Origin of the sequence: Brevundimonas sp. 2YAF1 (assembly GCF_052114745.1) — a bacterium.
Taxonomy (GTDB): Bacteria; Pseudomonadota; Alphaproteobacteria; order Caulobacterales; family Caulobacteraceae; genus Brevundimonas.
On sequence record NZ_JBFRFI010000006.1, the window covers coordinates 178,328 to 194,463 of the forward strand.

14 protein-coding genes and 1 tRNA gene are annotated in these 16,136 nt (G+C 66.6%); 11 read left to right on the plus strand and 4 right to left on the minus strand.

Annotated features, from left to right (window positions below):
• Positions 1-12 precede the first annotated feature (12 nt).
• From cyoA to AB4Y68_RS10285, 7 genes are all read left to right on the plus strand, one after another.
• Positions 13-1,218, plus strand: coding sequence for a ubiquinol oxidase subunit II (cyoA, locus tag AB4Y68_RS10255; RefSeq protein ID WP_441455510.1), 1,206 nt, complete (start codon positions 13-15; stop codon positions 1,216-1,218).
• Between the two features lie 13 nt (positions 1,219-1,231).
• Positions 1,232-3,253 (plus strand): cytochrome o ubiquinol oxidase subunit I, encoded by a 2,022-nt coding sequence (cyoB, locus tag AB4Y68_RS10260; RefSeq protein WP_441455511.1) that lies wholly within the window; start codon positions 1,232-1,234, stop codon positions 3,251-3,253.
• Positions 3,250-3,897, plus strand: a complete 648-nt coding sequence (gene cyoC / locus AB4Y68_RS10265; RefSeq protein WP_441455512.1) for a cytochrome o ubiquinol oxidase subunit III — start codon at positions 3,250-3,252, stop codon at positions 3,895-3,897. The genes cyoB and cyoC overlap by 4 nt, the downstream gene beginning before the upstream one ends.
• Positions 3,894-4,271, plus strand: coding sequence for a cytochrome o ubiquinol oxidase subunit IV (gene cyoD, locus AB4Y68_RS10270; protein ID WP_441455513.1), 378 nt, complete (start codon positions 3,894-3,896; stop codon positions 4,269-4,271). The genes cyoC and cyoD overlap by 4 nt, the downstream gene beginning before the upstream one ends.
• A 69-nt stretch (positions 4,272-4,340) precedes the next feature.
• The gene (locus tag AB4Y68_RS10275) at positions 4,341-5,054 is read left to right on the plus strand and encodes an SURF1 family protein (RefSeq protein ID WP_441455514.1); all 714 of its coding nucleotides are present in this window, start codon (positions 4,341-4,343) and stop codon (positions 5,052-5,054) included.
• Entirely contained in the window at positions 5,051-6,373 is a 1,323-nt protein-coding gene (locus tag AB4Y68_RS10280) for an ATP-binding protein (RefSeq protein ID WP_441455516.1), read from the plus strand. Before AB4Y68_RS10275 ends, AB4Y68_RS10280 begins: the two co-directional genes overlap by 4 nt.
• A gap of 5 nt (positions 6,374-6,378) precedes the next feature.
• Positions 6,379-6,915 carry a response regulator transcription factor gene (locus tag AB4Y68_RS10285; RefSeq protein WP_441455623.1) on the plus strand — a complete coding sequence of 179 codons (537 nt, stop codon included), beginning with the start codon at positions 6,379-6,381 and terminating at the stop codon, positions 6,913-6,915.
• Between the two features lie 60 nt (positions 6,916-6,975).
• Here the strand turns inward: AB4Y68_RS10285 and AB4Y68_RS10290 are convergent.
• Positions 6,976-7,051, minus strand: a tRNA-Lys gene (locus AB4Y68_RS10290).
• 195 nt (positions 7,052-7,246) lie between these two features.
• Here AB4Y68_RS10290 and AB4Y68_RS10295 point away from each other — a divergent pair.
• Together AB4Y68_RS10295 and AB4Y68_RS10300 are read left to right on the plus strand one after the other, a co-directional pair.
• The gene (locus tag AB4Y68_RS10295; RefSeq protein ID WP_441455518.1) at positions 7,247-8,656 is read left to right on the plus strand and encodes an amino acid permease; all 1,410 of its coding nucleotides are present in this window, start codon (positions 7,247-7,249) and stop codon (positions 8,654-8,656) included.
• Positions 8,656-9,009, plus strand: a complete 354-nt coding sequence (locus AB4Y68_RS10300) for an Hpt domain-containing protein (RefSeq protein ID WP_441455519.1) — start codon at positions 8,656-8,658, stop codon at positions 9,007-9,009. The genes AB4Y68_RS10295 and AB4Y68_RS10300 overlap by 1 nt, the downstream gene beginning before the upstream one ends.
• A gap of 139 nt (positions 9,010-9,148) precedes the next feature.
• Here the strand turns inward: AB4Y68_RS10300 and AB4Y68_RS10305 are convergent, their stop codons facing one another.
• Positions 9,149-9,481, minus strand: coding sequence for a chorismate mutase (locus AB4Y68_RS10305; RefSeq protein ID WP_441455520.1), 333 nt, complete (start codon positions 9,479-9,481; stop codon positions 9,149-9,151).
• A 4-nt stretch (positions 9,482-9,485) separates the two neighbouring features.
• Positions 9,486-10,313, minus strand: a complete 828-nt coding sequence (locus tag AB4Y68_RS10310) for a ferredoxin--NADP reductase (protein ID WP_441455521.1) — start codon at positions 10,311-10,313, stop codon at positions 9,486-9,488.
• 70 nt (positions 10,314-10,383) lie between these two features.
• Between AB4Y68_RS10310 and AB4Y68_RS10315 the strand changes: the two genes are divergently transcribed.
• Both AB4Y68_RS10315 and AB4Y68_RS10320 read left to right on the plus strand, forming a co-directional pair.
• On the plus strand, positions 10,384-12,702 hold the full coding sequence (locus tag AB4Y68_RS10315; protein WP_441455523.1) for a S9 family peptidase: 2,319 nt from the start codon (positions 10,384-10,386) through the stop codon (positions 12,700-12,702).
• Positions 12,703-12,941: 239 nt separating this feature from the next.
• Positions 12,942-14,258, plus strand: coding sequence for an amidase (locus tag AB4Y68_RS10320; RefSeq protein ID WP_441455624.1), 1,317 nt, complete (start codon positions 12,942-12,944; stop codon positions 14,256-14,258).
• 356 nt (positions 14,259-14,614) lie between these two features.
• Here AB4Y68_RS10320 and AB4Y68_RS10325 read toward each other — a convergent pair whose 3' ends face one another.
• On the minus strand, positions 14,615-16,066 hold the full coding sequence (locus tag AB4Y68_RS10325; RefSeq protein ID WP_441455524.1) for an amidohydrolase: 1,452 nt from the start codon (positions 16,064-16,066) through the stop codon (positions 14,615-14,617).
• Positions 16,067-16,136 lie beyond the last annotated feature (70 nt).

A 16,136-nucleotide genomic window follows, 5' to 3' on the forward strand; every position in this document is an offset into this window, starting at 1 on the left:
CTGCGACCTCTCTTGCTGTTGCCCCTATTGGCCCTGTTGCCGGGCTGTGAAGCCGTGGTGCTTTCGCCCGCCGGGGATATCGCCGCGCAGCAGCGCGATCTGCTGCTGGTGTCGGTGGGGCTGATGTTGATCATCATCCTTCCGGTGATGGCGCTGACCGTCTTCTTCGCCTGGAAATATCGCGTCTCCAACAAGGAGACTCGCTACGAGCCGGACTGGGACCACTCGACCCATCTGGAGTTGGTGATCTGGGCCGTGCCGCTGCTGATCATCATCTGCCTGGGCGCCGTCACCTGGTCGGGCACCCACCTGCTGGACCCCTATCGGCCGCTGGACCGGCTGAACAAGGGACAGGCCGTGGTCGCCGAGGTCGAGCCGCTGCAGGTCAACGTCGTCGCCCTCGACTGGAAATGGCTGTTCATCTACCCGGAGTACGGCATCGCCACGGTCAATGAGATGGCCGCGCCGGTGGACCGGCCGATCCGTTTCCACATCACTTCGTCGGCGGTGATGAACTCCTTCTACATTCCCGCCCTGGCCGGCCAGATCTACGCCATGCCGGGGATGGAGACGAAGCTGCACGCCGTCATCAACCGCCCAGGCGACTATGTCGGCTTCTCGGCCAACTATTCCGGCGACGGCTTCTCCAACATGCGCTTCGCCTTCCACGGGCTGGATCAGGCCGGCTTCGACCAGTGGGTCGCGGGCGTGCGCGCCGCCGGCCAGGGGTTGGACCGCGAGACCTATCTGGAGCTTGAAAAGCCCAGCGAGAAGGTCCCCGTCCTCCATTACGGTTCGGTCGATCAGGGCCTCTTCGACGCCGTGCTGAACATGTGCGTCGAGCCGGGCAAGATGTGCATGGGCGAGATGATGGCCATCGACAGAAAGGGCGGCCTCGGCCTGACCGCCGTCCACGCCACCCTACCGCTGGCTTACGATAAATACGCCCGACGCGGCGACGCCGCCTTCGGCTCAGGCGAGTCCTACGTCATGGCGATCTGCACTCCGCTGGAGGCCGAGAAGGCCGCCGTCGACGCCGCCCGCCGCCGTCAGGAACTGGCTGTGCAGATGACCCGATCGACCTCGGCCGCCCAGATGCTGGGCGCGGGCCTGCCGCGCCCCGGCCAGTCCGCCCTGACCGAAATCGCCGAAGCCGCCCGTCCCTCCTTGACCCCTGCGCCGACCGTCGCCGACGCAACGCCCGCGTCGCAATCCTGAGCGCCCGACCGACATGTCCATAGACCATATCGCATCCCTGATCTTCGGCCGGCTGGACTGGAACGCCCTGCCGCTTCATGAACCCATTCTGGTCGCCACCTTCGCTGTCGTCGTGCTGGGCGGGCTGGCCATGCTGGGCATGATCACCCGCTACAAGCTGTGGGGCTATCTCTGGACCGAGTGGTTCACGACGGTGGACCATAAGAAGATCGGGATCATGTACATGATCCTGGGCACGGTGATGCTGCTGCGCGGCTTCGCCGACGCCATCATGATGCGGCTCCAGCAGGCCATGGCTTTCGGCGGGTCCGAGGGCTATCTGAACGCCCACCACTATGATCAGATCTTCACCGCCCACGGCGTGATCATGATCTTCTTTGTGGCCATGCCGATGATCACCGGCCTGATGAACTACATCGTGCCGCTGCAGATCGGGGCGCGGGACGTCTCCTTCCCCTTCCTGAACAATTTCAGCTTCTGGATGACGACGGCGGGCGCTGTACTGGTCATGGCCTCGCTGTTCATCGGCGAGTTCGCACGCACCGGATGGCTGGCCTATCCGCCGCTGTCGGGCATCGGATACAGTCCCAGCGTCGGCGTGGACTATTACATATGGGCGCTGCAGATCGCGGGGGTAGGGACCACCCTGTCCGGCATCAACCTGATCGCGACCATCGTGAAGATGCGCGCGCCGGGCATGGGCCTGATGAAGATGCCCGTCTTCACCTGGACCTCGCTGTGCGCCAACGTCCTGATCGTGGCGTCCTTCCCGGTGCTGACGGCCGTTCTGGCCCTGCTGACTGCAGACCGTTATCTCGGCACCAACTTCTTCACGAACGACTTCGGCGGCAATCCGATGATGTACGTGAACCTGATCTGGATCTGGGGCCACCCGGAAGTCTACATCCTGATCTTGCCGCTGTTCGGCGTGTTCTCGGAAGTCACCTCGACCTTCTCGGGCAAGAAGCTCTTCGGCTACACCTCCATGGTCTATGCGACGGTGATGATCACCATCCTGTCCTACCTGGTGTGGCTGCACCACTTCTTCACCATGGGCTCGGGCGCCAGCGTGAACTCCTTCTTCGGGATCACGACGATGATCATCTCGATCCCGACGGGGGCCAAGCTGTTCAACTGGCTGTTCACCATGTACCGCGGCCGCATCCGCTTCGAGCTGCCGATGATGTGGACGGTCGCCTTCATGCTGACCTTCGTGATCGGCGGCATGACGGGGGTGATGCTGGCGGTGCCGCCGGCCGACTTCGTCCTGCACAACAGCCTGTTCCTGATCGCCCACTTCCACAACGTGATCATCGGCGGCGTGCTGTTCGGCCTGTTCGCCGCCATCAACTTCTGGTGGCCCAAGGCCTTCGGCTTCCGGCTGGAGAAGAAGTGGGGCCTGGTCAGCTTTTGGTGCTGGGTGATCGGCTTCTGGGTCGCCTTCGCTCCGCTCTATGTCCTGGGCTTCATGGGCGTGACGCGGCGAATGCGGGTCTTCGATGATCCGTCCTACCAGATCTGGTTCGTCATCGCGGCGATCGGCGTGGGCATCATCGCCGTCGGCATCCTGGCCATGCTGATCCAGTTCGCCGTCAGCATCATCAATCGCGACAAGCTGCGCGACGAGACGGGCGACCCCTGGCACGGCCGCACCCTGGAGTGGTCGACGTCTTCGCCGCCGCCAGACTACAACTTCGCCCGGACGCCGATCATCCACGACAGCGACGCTTGGTGGGACATGAAGGCGCGCGGCTATGAGCGCCCGCTCGAGGGCTTCAAACCCATTCACATGCCCAAGAACACGGGGGCGGGGGTCATCCTGGCCGGCCTGTCGACCGTCATGGGCTTCGCCCTGATCTGGCACATGTGGTGGTTGGCGGCGCTGGGCTTCTTCGCCCTCATCGCCTACGCCATCTTCCACACCTTCAACTACAAGCGCGACTACTACATCCCGGCCGAGATGGTTCAGGCGACCGAGGACGCGCACAACGAGGCCCTGGCGGCCGCAGCGGTTTCGCAGGGGGTGATCCGATGAGCCACGTAGCTTCCCTGCACCCTGACTATATCGACGCGTCCGGGCGGCCGATCTACCACCACCCGGTCGAGGACCCGCACCTCGCGGAAGGCCACAGCACCATGCTGGGCTTCTGGCTGTACCTGATGAGCGACAGCCTGATCTTCGCCATGCTGTTCGCCGTCTATGGTGTCATCGGCGCCAACTATGCGGCCGGCCCCGCGCCCAAGGATCTGTTCGACCTGCCGCTGGTGGCGCTGAACACGTCGATGCTGCTGCTGTCGTCGATCACCTACGGCTTCGCCATGCTGGCCATGGTGAAGAACCGCACGGCCCAGATGCAGACCTGGCTGGCGATCACGGGTGTCTTCGGCCTCTGCTTCCTGGGAATCGAGCTCTATGAGTTCGCCCACATGATCCATCTGGGCGCCACGCCCCAGCGCAGCGGCTTCTTGTCAGCCTTCTTCGTTCTGGTCGGCACCCACGGCCTGCACGTCACCTTCGGCATCATCTGGTTGGTGACGCTGATGATGCAGGTGGCGCGCAAGGGGCTGATCCCGGCCAACCGGCGCCGGCTGATGTGCCTCAGCCTGTTCTGGCACTTCCTGGACGTCATCTGGATCGGCGTCTTCACCTTCGTCTATCTGTTCGGGATGCTGCGATGACCGCCGAGGCTCACAACGACCATGTCGTCGATCATCACGACACCGAGGATCACGATCACGGCTCGTTCAAGACCTACATGATCGGTTTCCTGCTGTCGGTCGTGCTGACGGCGATCCCGTTCTGGCTGGTCATGACCGGAGCGCTGGCGCCTATGGCGACCGGTCTGATCATCACCGCCTTCGCCGTGATCCAGATCGTGGTGCACATGATCTTCTTCCTGCACATGAACCATAAGTCCGAGGGCGGATGGAACATGCTGGCGCTGATCTTCACCCTCGTCATCGTGGTGATCGCCGTGGCCGGTTCGGTGTGGGTCATGTACCACCTGAACACCAATATGATGCCCAATCACGACATGAGCACCATGGGCTGAGCCGCGCCGAGCCGCAGGGGGGACAAAGCCATAGAACCGTCGTCGCGACCTGCACGGCCGCCGCGTTCGATGACCGCGTTGATCCTCGGCGCGGTGATGTTCGCTGTCCTGTTCGCGGGCTTCTCGGCGCTGGGCGTCTGGCAGGTGCAGCGGCTGGCCTGGAAGCAGGAGCTGATCCGGCAGGTCGACGCCCGCATCCACGCCGCGCCCGTCGCTGCGCCGCTGCCGGACCAGATCATCACGCGTCAGGCGGATCAGTATCGCAGGGTCGTCGTCAGCGGCCGTTTCGATCATCAGCGCGAGGCTTTGGTGAAGGCGGTGACCGAGATCGGCCCCGGCTATTGGGTGGTGACTCCGCTGAAGACGGATCGCGGCTTCACCGTCCTGATCAACCGGGGCTTCGTCCCGCCGGAACGCCAAGCGCCGACGAATCGCGCGGGCGGTCAGGTCGAGGGCGAGGCGACGGTCGTCGGCCTGCTGCGCCTGACCGAGCCGGACGGCGGCTTCCTGCGCGCCAACGATCCGGCGGGCGACCGCTGGTTCTCGCGCGACGTGGCGGGCATCGCCAAGGCGAAGGGGTTGCCGGGGCCGGTTACACCCTACTTCATCGACGCCGACGCCACGCCCAATCCGGGCGGCTGGCCGCGAGGCGGGCTGACGGTGGTGCGCTTCGCCAACAGCCACCTGATCTACGCCCTGACCTGGTTCGGTCTGGCCCTGATGGCGGCGGCGGGCTTCGTCCTGTTCTGGCGCGAGGAACAGCGACGGAGGGCGGCGCGATGAGCGTGATCCGCGTCGCGCGCAGCCTGTTGGGTCTGGACGACCGGGCCGAAGCTGCGGTGTCGCCGGGCGCGGCCGGGCGGCGCAACATGCTGCTGCTGATCCAGTTGCGCTGGCTGGCGGTGATCGGTCAGGTCGTGACCATCGCGGTGGTCCACTGGGGGCTGAAGATCCCTCTGCCGTTGGGGATGCTGCTGCTGGCCCCGACCGCGCTGGCGCTGATGAACCTGGCCAGCGCCCCGGTCACGCTGCGCCGTCAGAGCGTGACCGATCCCGAACTGTTGCTGGCCCTGTTCGTCGATGTAGCGGCCCTGACCTGGCTGCTCTTCTTCAGCGGCGGGGCGAGCAACCCGTTCGCGGCCCTTTATCTGATGCAGATCGTGCTGGCGGCGGTGCTGCTGCGCCCGCCCTACGCCTGGGGTTTTGTGCTGGTGACCAGCGCCTGTCTGGGTCTGCTGGCGCTCTGGCATCGGCCGCTCTTGTTGCCGCCGGGCGCCGACGCGCGGTTGGGACTGATCCAGGCCGGCGCCCTGGTCAACTTCATCCTGATCGCCGTGCTGCTGGTCGCCTTCGTCACGCGAACGACCCAGAACGTGCGGGCGCGCGACGCCTATCTGGCCGACGCCCGGCAGCAGGCGGCGGAACAGGATCACATCGTCCGCATGGGCCTGCTGGCCTCGGGCGCCGCGCATGAACTGGGCACGCCGCTGGCCTCGCTGTCGGTCATCCTCAGCGACTGGAAGCGGATGCCGGACCTGACCCGAGACGCCGATCTGGCCGCCGACATCATCGAGATGCAGGCCGAAGTCGAACGCTGCAAGACCATCGTCACCGGCATCCTGATGTCGGCGGGCGAGGCGAGGGGCGAGGCGCCGACCATCACCACACTGGGCGGCTTCCTGTCCGAGATCGTTGCCGACTGGCGCGACAAGTCGGGCGAGGCCATGGCTGTGTCGCTGACCGGCCCGTCGCCGCGCGATCCGCGCATCATCGCCGATCCCGCCCTGAAGCAGGTCTTCAGCGCCCTGCTGGACAACGCCCATGAGGCAGGGGCCGAGCGCATGGTCATCGCGGCGACGCTGACCGACGACCTGCTGTCGGTCGAGTTCAACGACGACGGCCCGGGGTTCGCGCCGGACATCCTTGAGCGCGTCGGCCAGCCCTATCAGTCCACCAAGGGCCGGGCAGGGGCGGGGCTGGGCCTCTTCCTGCTGGTCAATGTGCTGCGCAAGATGGGCGGAACGGTCGTCGCGACCAACCGACGCGGCGGCGGCGCCTGCGTCCGCCTGACCTTGCCTCTGGAGGCCTTGGCTCCAAAATGACCGATATGACCGGCGCGCTCCGACAGTTGCTGATCGTCGAGGACGACGAGGCCTTCGCCAAGACCCTGCGCCGGTCGTTCGAACGGCGCGGCTATGCTGTGGTGTCGGCGCGCAGCCACGAACAACTGGTCGATCTGCTGGCCATCCATCATCCGCAATACGCCGTGGTGGACCTGAAGCTGGGGGCTGCGTCGGGTCTGACTTGCGTGCAGACGCTCCACGCCTTCGACCCCGAACTGAACATCGTCGTCCTGACCGGTTTCGCCAGCATCGCCACGGCGGTCGAGGCCATCAAGCTGGGCGCTCGGCACTATCTGGCCAAGCCCGCCGGCACGGACGAGATCGAGGCCGCCTTCGCCCGGCAGGACGGCGATCCCGACGCGGCCCTGAGCGCCCGCCCGACCTCGATCAAGACGCTGGAGTGGGAGCGGATTCACGAGGTGCTGGCCGAGACCGACTTCAACATCTCCGAGACCGCCCGCCGCCTGGGCATGCACCGCCGCACCCTGGCTCGAAAACTGGAGAAGCGTCAGGTCACCTGACCACGCACGCGATCATCGGCCCCGAAGGGCTGAGTATCTGTCATGTGCTTGAGAAGACGATGGTGGGTGATCACAGGTTCGAACTGTGGACCCGCTGATTAAGAGTCAGCTGCTCTACCAACTGAGCTAATCACCCGTACCGTCGTCTGCGCCCTTGGTGTGGCGCCGGTCCTTCGCTGCGACCCGTTGGGTTGCCCGAAGGGCCGTCCTATTACTCAGGATGCCGGGGGGGCGCAAGGGCTGATCGCGGCATTTTATAAAGTTTGTGACGCGCGCTAAGGTCGCGGTCGGAATCAGCCGCCGACAGACGCGGCCTTGGGGAAATCTACATATGGCGTTCTGGAACCGTCGGCGGTCGATCGATGCGATGCTAGCCCCGCACACAGGCCCCGCGCTGAAGAAGACGCTGAGTTGGCCGCACCTGATGGCGCTGGGCGTCGGCGCCATCGTCGGCACCGGCATCCTGACACTGATCGGCGTCGGCGCCGGTCTGGCCGGGCCGGCGGTTCTGATCAGCTTCGCCCTTGCCGGCCTGGTCTGCGCCTGCGCGGCCCTGGCCTATGCGGAGCTGTCGACCGTCATGCCCGCCTCGGGTAGTGCCTACACCTATTCCTACGCCGTGCTGGGCGAGGCCTTCGCCTGGGTCGTGGGGTGGAGCCTGATCCTTGAATATTCGCTGGTCGTCTCGGCCGTGGCCGTGGGCTGGTCCGGTTACGCCATTCCCTTCCTGCACGGCCTGGGTCTGGACCTGCCGCTGGCCCTGACGGTCGGCCCGCACGTCCAGGGCGGTCTGATCAACCTGCCGGCGGTCTTCATCATCGCCGTGGTGACCGGCCTGCTGCTGCTGGGCACGCGCGAGAGCGCGACGCTGAACGTCGTGCTGGTGGTGGTCAAGATTTCGGCCCTAGTCGCCTTTGTGGCCATCGCCCTGCCGCGCTTTGACGCCGCCAACTTCACGCCCTTCATGCCCCACGGTTTCGGCGCGCCCTTTGTTCAGACAGGGGTGATGGCGGCGGCGGCCATCATCTTCTTCGCCTTCTACGGCTTTGACGCCATCGCCACGGCGGCCGAAGAGACCAAGAAGCCCGAGCGCGACCTGGCTATCGGCATCATCGGCTCCATGGTGATCTGCACCATCCTCTATATCGTCGTCGCGGCGGCGGCCATCGGCGCGGCGCCGGTGGCTTCCTTCTCCGACAGCCCCGAACCTCTGGCCCTGATCATGCGCGGCCTGGGCCAGGGCGTGGCGGCCCAGTGGATCGCGGCGGCCGCAGTGGTCGCCCTGCCGACCGTCCTGCTGGCCTTCCTGTTCGGCCAGAGCCGCATCTTCCTGGGCATGGCCCGCGACGGCCTGCTGCCTAACCGGCTGGCGAAGATCTCGACGCGCGGCGTGCCTGCCGTGGTCACCATCTTCACCGCCATCGTCGTCGCTATCCTGGCGGGCATCATGCGTCTGGACGAACTGGCGTCGCTGGCCAACGCCGGCACCCTGATGGCCTTCTTCGCCGTTGGGGTCAGCCTGATTGTCCTGCGTCTGCGCGAGCCGGGCCGCCGGCGTCCGTTCAAGACGCCCCTGTGGTGGCTGGTGGGCGGCATCGCCATCGTCGGCTGCATCATCTTCTTCTTCAGCCTGAAGACCTCGACCCAGCTCTATTTCCTGCTGTGGAACCTGTTCGGTCTGGCCATCTACCTGCTGTGGTCGTCGAAGAACGCGCGTCTGGCCAAGAGCCCGGAGGCCTGATGGCGCGGCGTGATCTGACGGGGGCGGTGGATTTCACCGTCCTCGAGACCATGACCGGCGGCATGGACGACATCACCGAAGAGGTCCTGGGCCTGTTCGCCCAGCAGGCTGCATTGTGGTCTTCCCTTCTGGACGCCTCGTCCGAGGGCTGGCGCGACGCCGTCCACACCATCCGCGGGGCGAGCGCCGGCATCGGCGCGCGCGATCTGGCGGCGCTCTGCGCCGAAGTCGAGCACGGGGAGCAGGCGTCGGCCTCGGCGGGTCTGGAACGGGTCAGGACGGCTCTGGATGCGGCCCTGACGGACGTCGCCGCCTATCGCCACGAACTGATGCTGAGAAGCCTGAAGGGGTGAGGGCGCTTTCTCCTCCCCATTTCATGGGGAGGTGGCGCGGGCGCGATAGCGGACGTGACGGATGGCCGCTTTAACGCAAGCGAGGCCCCTCCACCGCTTCGCGGTCCCCCTCCCCGCGGAGCGGGGAGGAAAGGCGGGTCTAGCCCCGCGTCTGGTCGTATTTGGCGAACTCGTGGGCGATGCAGCGGTCGATCAGCAGGCGCCAGACCGGCTCGGCGATGTCGGGCGACAGGCCGGCGGGCTTGGCGGCAACCAGCACCTTGGCCACCACGTCGTCGATGCGGGCCTGGTCGAAGACGGCGTCGCGGTTCGGCTTGATGCGGGCGGCGGCGTCCATGTAGCGCTGGCGTTCGGCCAGTAGGGCCACCAGCGCCCGGTCCAGGGCGTCGACGCCCTGACGCACGTCGACCATGGTCTGGCAATCCTCGGGCGCCTTGCGCTCGTCGATGGATACGGCGGCGGGAGAAGTCATCAGATCAGCCGACAAAGGCGCGCTCCAGAACATAGTCGCCGGGTTCGGCGTTCGAGCCTTCTTTCAGGCCGTAGGATTCCAGCAGTTCGCCGGTCTCCTTGATCATCGCCATCGAGCCGCACAGCATGACGCGGTCGCTGTTGGGCGAGAAGCCGATGGGCAGTTGCAGGTCGGCGAAGACGTCGCCCGATTTGATGCGGTCGGTGATCCGGCCGTGGGTCTCGAACCGTTCGCGGGTCACGGTCGGATAATAGGTCAGCTGGGCCTTGGCCTCGTCGCCGATCAGCGGGTCCTCGTGAATCTCGTGGGTGAAGAAGTCGCGGTAGGCCAGGTCGGCGACATTGCGCACCGTGTGGCAGACGATGACCTGCTTGAAGCGCGAATAGGTGTCCGGGTCACGCGCCACCGACAGCCAGGGCGCCAGGCCGGTGCCCGTGCCGATCAGCCAGAGGCGTTCCCCGCCGGTCAGGGCGTCCAGCACCAGGGTGCCGGTCGGCTTCTTGCCCATCAGCACGCTATCGCCCGGCTGGATCTTCTGCAGGCGCGAGGTCAGGGGGCCGTCGGCGACCTTGATCGAGAAGAACTCCAGTTCTTCGGCCCAGAAGGGGCTGGCGATGGAGTAGGCGCGCAGGACAGGCTTTGCCCCCGGTCCTTCGTGGGCTTCGCCCGGCAGGCCGATCATGACGAACTCGCCCGAACGGAAGCGGAAATCCTCCGGCCGTCTCAGGCCGAAGCTGAACAACTGGTCGGTCCAGTGGCGGACCCACAGGACTTCCAGATTGTGGAAAGGGCTGGCCTTGACGGGAGGCGCGGCGAGGGGAGCGTCAGTCATGGCACCTAACTAGGCGGTCGGAGCGGTTTGCGAAAGGCTCGCGGGGGTCGCAGGCGCGCGAGAATTACAGATGACGACAGAAGATTCCGCCTCTAGCTTCGCCGCTATGCGCACATTACTTCTCGCCTCGACGATCCTGATGGCCGCGACTTCGGCCTTCGCCCAATCCGCACCGCAGCCGGCAGCCCCGCTCGCCGCGACCGCGCCGGCGTCCTCGATTCTGACGGTCGAGCGGGTCTTCGCCAATCCGTCCCTGTCCGGGCCGGTGGCGCGCGGCGTCAGCCTGTCGCCGGACGGCGAACTGGTCGCCTTCCTGCGTTCGCGGCCCGACGACGTGGACGTGCTGGACCTGTGGGCCGCGCCGGTCGCCGGCGGCGAGCCGTTCAAACTGATCGACGCTCGCGCCCTGGTCCCTGACGCAGGCGAGCTGTCCGAGGCCGAGAAGGCGCGGCGCGAGCGGATGCGGATTTCGCAGCGCGGCGTGGTTGAATATTCGTGGGACGAGCAGGGCCGCTACATCCTGGCCCCGCTGGAAGGCGACGTCTTCCTGGCCAACCGCGCCGACGGCAGCGTGCGTCGCCTGACCCAGACGGCGGCGGACGAGATCGACGCCAAGGTCTCGCCCAAGGGCGCCTATGTCAGCTTCGTGCGCGATCAGGATCTGGTCATCCTCAACCTGGCCTCGGGCGCCGAGCAGGCGATCACGACGGACGGCGACGGCCTGATCACCTGGGCCACGGCCGAGTTCATCGCCCAGGAAGAACTGGACCGCGACACCGGCTACTGGTGGAGCCCGGACGAGCGTTTCATCGCCCTGCAACGCACCGACGAGACGCAGGTGGATATCATTCCGCGCCTGGACATCACCGGCGGCGGCGCCTCGGTGACGCAGCAGCGCTATCCGCGCGCGGGGCGGCCCAACGCCGTGGTCGAGCTCTATGTCCAGGACGTTCAGGCGGGCAAGCGGGTCAAGGTCGACCTGGGCGCCAACGCCGACATCTATCTGGCGCGCGTCGACTGGGCCAAGGACGGGCGGACCCTGTTCGTCCAGCGGCTGTCGCGCGATCAGAAGACGCTGGACCTGCTGAGCGTCGATCCGTCGACCGGCGCCAGCCGCGTCATCGCCAGCCAGCGCTCGGACGCCTGGGTGCCGCTGAGCCACGACTTCAAGGCGCTGAAGAACGGCGACTTCATCTGGGCGTCGGAAGAGAGCGGCTGGAAGCACCTCTACCTCTACAACCGCGACGGCCGCCGCCTGCGCGCGATCACGCAGGGCGACTATCCGGTCAAGGCGCTGGAAGGCGTCAACGAGGCGACGGGCGAGGTCTTCTTCACCGCCTCCATGCGCGACGGGAAGGAATATCCCATCGAGCAGCAACTGTTCCGCGCCAGCCTGAAACGGACGGGCGCGCCCGCCGAGGTCACGCCGCGCGGCGGCTGGTGGAGCCCCTCGGTCAACGGCACGGGCACGGCCTATGTCGGCAACTACAGCGACGTGAACACGCCGCCGCAGTCGGCCCTCTATGGGATCGACGGCAAGCGCGTGCGCTGGATCGAGGAGAACAAACTCCAGCCCGGCCACCCCTTCTGGCCCTACGCCCAGCGCCAGCAGAAGCCGACCTTCGGCACGCTGCAAAGTCATGGCCAGACCCTGATGTGGCAGATGACGACGCCGCCGGACTTTGATCCGTCCAAGACCTATCCGGTCGTCATGCAGGTCTACGGCGGCCCCTCGGCCGGCGGCGTGAAGAACGCCTGGCAGGGCGCGACCAACCAGCTTCTGACCGAAGCCGGCTATATCGTCTTCCGCCTGGACAACCGGGGCGAGGGCGACCGTTCGGCGGCCTTCAAGCAGGCCCTCTATCTGAAGATGGGCCAGCCCGAGATCGAGGATCAGGTCATCGCCGCCGACTATTTGCGGTCGCTGCCCTACGTCGACGACAGCCGCATCGCCATGATGGGCTGGTCCTACGGCGGCTTCATGAGCCTGATGGCCCTGACCGAGCCCAAGATGGGTCTGGCCTCGGCCCTGGCCGGCGCTCCGCCGACGCAATGGGGCCTCTACGACACGGCCTATACCGAGCGCTACATGTCAACGCCGCAGGCCAATGTGGAAGGCTATGCCGCGTCCGACGTGCTGGGCCGCCTCGACCGCCTGACCGGACGTCTGCTGCTGCTGCACGGCATGGCCGACGACAACGTCATCTTCGAAAACACCACGCGAGTGCTGAACGCGCTGCAGGAAAAGAGCATCCCCTTCGAGACCATGCTCTATCCGGGTCAGCGTCACGGCGTGCGCGGCAACGAAAGGCAGCTTCACCTGTGGCGCACCTATCTGGACTTCCTCGACCGCACGATTGGCACGCGGGCGCCCGCAAAGGCGGACTGATCGTCGCCGCCGTCAGCGCCCTGGCGCTGACGGCCTGCGCCACGCCGAACGGCGACGGCACCTGGACCCTCGAGGGCGACAACGGAGGCCGGATATTCCAGCCTCCGACCGCTGCTGCGGTCGTTGACGGCCTCTACCCCTCGCATGCCGCCCTGACTGGGGCGATAGAGGTGACGTTGAGCGCCGATCAGACCGTGCCGGGGCCGCCCGCGGCGGTCATTGTCGTCGCGCCGTCGCTGATGGAGGGAAAGGCGCCGCGCCCACGCGGCCCCCTCAGAGGCCTCCCTGTTCTCCTGAAGGACAATATCGAGACCCGCGACATGCCGACCACGGCGGGTTCTCTGGCACTGGCCGACAACGCGCCCGGCCGCGACGCCCCCATAGTGGCCAGGCTGCGAGACGCGGGGGCGGTGATCCTGGGCAAGACCAATCTTTCGGAGTGGGCCAACATCCGCTCGTCGCAGTCCATCAGCGGCTGGAGCGCGGTCGGCGGCCAGACGCGCAATCCCCATGACCCGGAGCGGACGCCCTGCGGGTCATCCTCGGGCAGCGCCGTGGCGGTCGCCATCGGCCTGGCCCCGGTCGCCATCGGCACGGAGACGGATGGGTCGATCACCTGTCCAGCTTCGGTCAACGGCGTGGTCGGGTTCAAGCCGACCGTGGGCCTGGTCAGTCGCACCCACGTCATTCCGATCAGCCACTCTCAGGACACTGCCGGTCCCATCGCCAGGACGGTCGAGGACGCGGCTATCGTCCTGACCGTCCTCGCCGGTTCCGATCCCGCCGATCTGGCCACGTTTGAGGCGGATGCACGCAAGGTCGATTATCGCGCCGCCCTCGACGCCGGCAGCCTGAGCGGCGCGCGGATCGGCGTCATGCGCTTCCTGCTGCCGAACTATTCCGAGGAGACGCGGGCGGAGTTCGACAAGGCGCTGGCCGCCCTGCGCGCTGCCGGGGCCGAAGTCGTCGAGATCGAGCAGGGACCGGCCGACATGCGCGCCATCGGCGGCTGGGAGCTGACGGTCCTGCTGACCGAGTTGAAGCACGATCTGAACGCCTATCTGGCCTCGACCGACCCGATGCAGGTGAAGACCCGGACGCTGGCCGACGTCATCGCCTTCAACGCCGCCGAACCGCGCGAGACGGTGCTGTTCGGGCAGGATCTGTTCGAACGGGCGCAGGCGACCGGCGGCCTGACCGAACCCGCCTATGTCGAGGCGCGGGCGAAGTCGCTGCGGGCGGCGGGACCGGACGGTATCGACCGGATGATGGCCGAACACCGCGTCGTCGCCCTGATCGCGCCGACGACCTCGCGGGCCTGGACCAATGATCCCAAGGACGATGACGATATGAAGGGCTCGGCCAGTCGGCTGGCGGCGGTGGCGGGCTATCCGCACCTGACGGTCCCGATGGGCTTCGACCGGGGCATGCCGGTGGGTCTCAGCTTCCTCGGCGGCCGGTGGGACGACGCCCGCATCCTGTCGCTGGGCTATGCCTATGAGCAAGTCACCCATGCGCGCCGGGCGCCGCCGAGGTCAGAGGCTTCGGGCGGCTAGAAAAACAGAGTCCAATTCGTCTGAATCGTCTGAAATCCCCTCGGCAGTGCTGACCGAGGGGCATGATGACGCACGGGCGGAAGGCGGCGGGCAAAAGCGCTTGCGGAAGGGCGCAAGGCCGCGAATTCACTGAGATTGGGGCGCGGCATTAGGATGGCGACCCCAATTCGGAGCGCTCAGCCTGTCTTCTTCTCCCGTCATTCTCGGGCTTGTCCCGAGACTCCATAGACTCGAGGTTTGAGCCCAAGGCGCGCGGGCGGCGAGCCAAGGTTGAGTGTCTGGATCCCCGGGACAAGCCCGGGGATGACGGCAAGAAGGAAACGTCCCTGGGGACGAGCCCGTGGGCCAGGATGGTTCTAGTCGCGGTAGTTGAGCGCCGGGGTGCGATCGCCCAGCAGGGCTTCGTATTTGAAGTCGGGACCACGGCGGCGCTGGAATTCGCCGGCGGCGGTCTGGATCGTCTCGGGGCTCTGGAACAGTTCGGCGGTGGTCAGCGCCAGGGTCTTGGCCGCCAGATGCGCGCCCTTCAGGCCGATGGTCGAACCAGCGGCCACTACGTTCTGCCAGCTGTGGCCGGCCGAACCCGGAACGAAGGTGGCGGTGGACAGGCCCACCGTCGGCACGACCCAGCTGACATCCGACACATCGGTCGAGCCGCCGAAGTCGCCGCCGATCACCGCCGGTTCGATCTCGCCGACGCTGGACAGCGCCGGCTTGGACGGCAGGGTCTTCTGGATCTCGGTGGCCAGAGCGATTTCCTCGGGCGTCCAGGTGATGCCGCCGACCGCGCGCAGGTTGCGGTCCATGACCTTCATCAGGGTCTCGTTCGGCAGCATGGAATAGACGCCGCCGATGGCTTCGAACTCGACCCGGGTGCCGGTGCCCATGGCCGCGCCCTCGGCGGCCTTTTTCACACGCTCCAGCACGTCGCGGACGATGGTCGGGTCGGTGTGGCGGACGTAGTAGTAGCTCTCGGCGAAGGCGGGAACGACGTTCGGCGCCTTGCCGCCGTCGGTGATGGCGTAGTGGATGCGGGTGCGGTCAGGGATGTGCTCGCGCATCAGGTTGACCATGGCGTTCATGGCCTCGACCGCGTCCAGGGCCGAGCGGCCGCGATCCGGCGCGGCGGCGGCGTGGGACGAGACGCCGTAGAAGCGGAACTTGCCGCTGACGTTGGCCATGGTGTCGCCCTGGCGGGCGCTGTTGACGTTGCCCGGGTGCCAGTGGACGGCGACGTTGACGTCGTTGAACAGGCCGTCGCGGACCATATAGACCTTGCCCGAGCCGCCTTCTTCGGCGGGCGTGCCATAGACGCGCAGTTCGCCCTTGATGTTGTTGGCGACCATCCAGTCCTTGACTGCGATGGCGGCATGAACCGAGGCGGCGCCGAACAGGTTGTGGCCGCAGCCGTGGCCGGCGTGACCGCCCGCCGATTCCTGCACCGGGTTCATCGTCTGCGACAGGCCGGGCAGGGCGTCATACTCGGCCAGGACGGCGACGACCGGGCCGGCGCCGTTCTTGAAACTGGCGATGAAGGCGGTGGGCTCATGGGCCACGCCGGGCGTGACCGTGAACCCCGCCTGGGTCAGCTGGCCCTGCAGCAGGGCCGTGCTCTGCGTTTCCTGATAGCCCAGCTCTGCGAACTTCCAGATTTCGAGCGCGGCGGTGTCCAGGGCGGCCTGGTTGTGATCGACCGTGGCGGTGATCTGGGCGCGGGCCTGAGGCGACAGTTCGGCGGCGGCGACTGGGGCGGCAAGGCCAGCCAGGGCAGCGGCGACGGCGAGGACGCGCATCGAGACGGATTTCATCGGGAACTCCACAAACAGGCATCAAGATAGAAAGAAGGGCGGAAGACGATCGCTCGCCTTCCGCCCCGAT

What these genes read in the sequence shown, in the direction of transcription:
- cyoB (WP_441455511.1), top strand. Translation starts at nt 1,232, where the DNA reads ATGTCCATAGACCATATCGCATCCCTGATCTTCGGCCGGCTGGACTGG.
- cyoC (WP_441455512.1), top strand. Translation starts at nt 3,250, where the DNA reads ATGAGCCACGTAGCTTCCCTGCACCCTGACTATATCGACGCGTCCGGG.
- cyoD (WP_441455513.1), top strand. Translation starts at nt 3,894, where the DNA reads ATGACCGCCGAGGCTCACAACGACCATGTCGTCGATCATCACGACACC.
- AB4Y68_RS10275 (WP_441455514.1), top strand. Translation starts at nt 4,341, where the DNA reads ATGACCGCGTTGATCCTCGGCGCGGTGATGTTCGCTGTCCTGTTCGCG.
- AB4Y68_RS10280 (WP_441455516.1), top strand. Translation starts at nt 5,051, where the DNA reads ATGAGCGTGATCCGCGTCGCGCGCAGCCTGTTGGGTCTGGACGACCGG.
- AB4Y68_RS10285 (WP_441455623.1), top strand. Translation starts at nt 6,379, where the DNA reads ATGACCGGCGCGCTCCGACAGTTGCTGATCGTCGAGGACGACGAGGCC.
- AB4Y68_RS10295 (WP_441455518.1), top strand. Translation starts at nt 7,247, where the DNA reads ATGGCGTTCTGGAACCGTCGGCGGTCGATCGATGCGATGCTAGCCCCG.
- AB4Y68_RS10300 (WP_441455519.1), top strand. Translation starts at nt 8,656, where the DNA reads ATGGCGCGGCGTGATCTGACGGGGGCGGTGGATTTCACCGTCCTCGAG.
- AB4Y68_RS10305 (WP_441455520.1), bottom strand. Translation starts at nt 9,481, where the DNA reads ATGACTTCTCCCGCCGCCGTATCCATCGACGAGCGCAAGGCGCCCGAG.
- AB4Y68_RS10310 (WP_441455521.1), bottom strand. Translation starts at nt 10,313, where the DNA reads ATGACTGACGCTCCCCTCGCCGCGCCTCCCGTCAAGGCCAGCCCTTTC.
- AB4Y68_RS10315 (WP_441455523.1), top strand. Translation starts at nt 10,384, where the DNA reads ATGACGACAGAAGATTCCGCCTCTAGCTTCGCCGCTATGCGCACATTA.
- AB4Y68_RS10320 (WP_441455624.1), top strand. Translation starts at nt 12,942, where the DNA reads ATGGAGGGAAAGGCGCCGCGCCCACGCGGCCCCCTCAGAGGCCTCCCT.
- AB4Y68_RS10325 (WP_441455524.1), bottom strand. Translation starts at nt 16,066, where the DNA reads ATGAAATCCGTCTCGATGCGCGTCCTCGCCGTCGCCGCTGCCCTGGCT.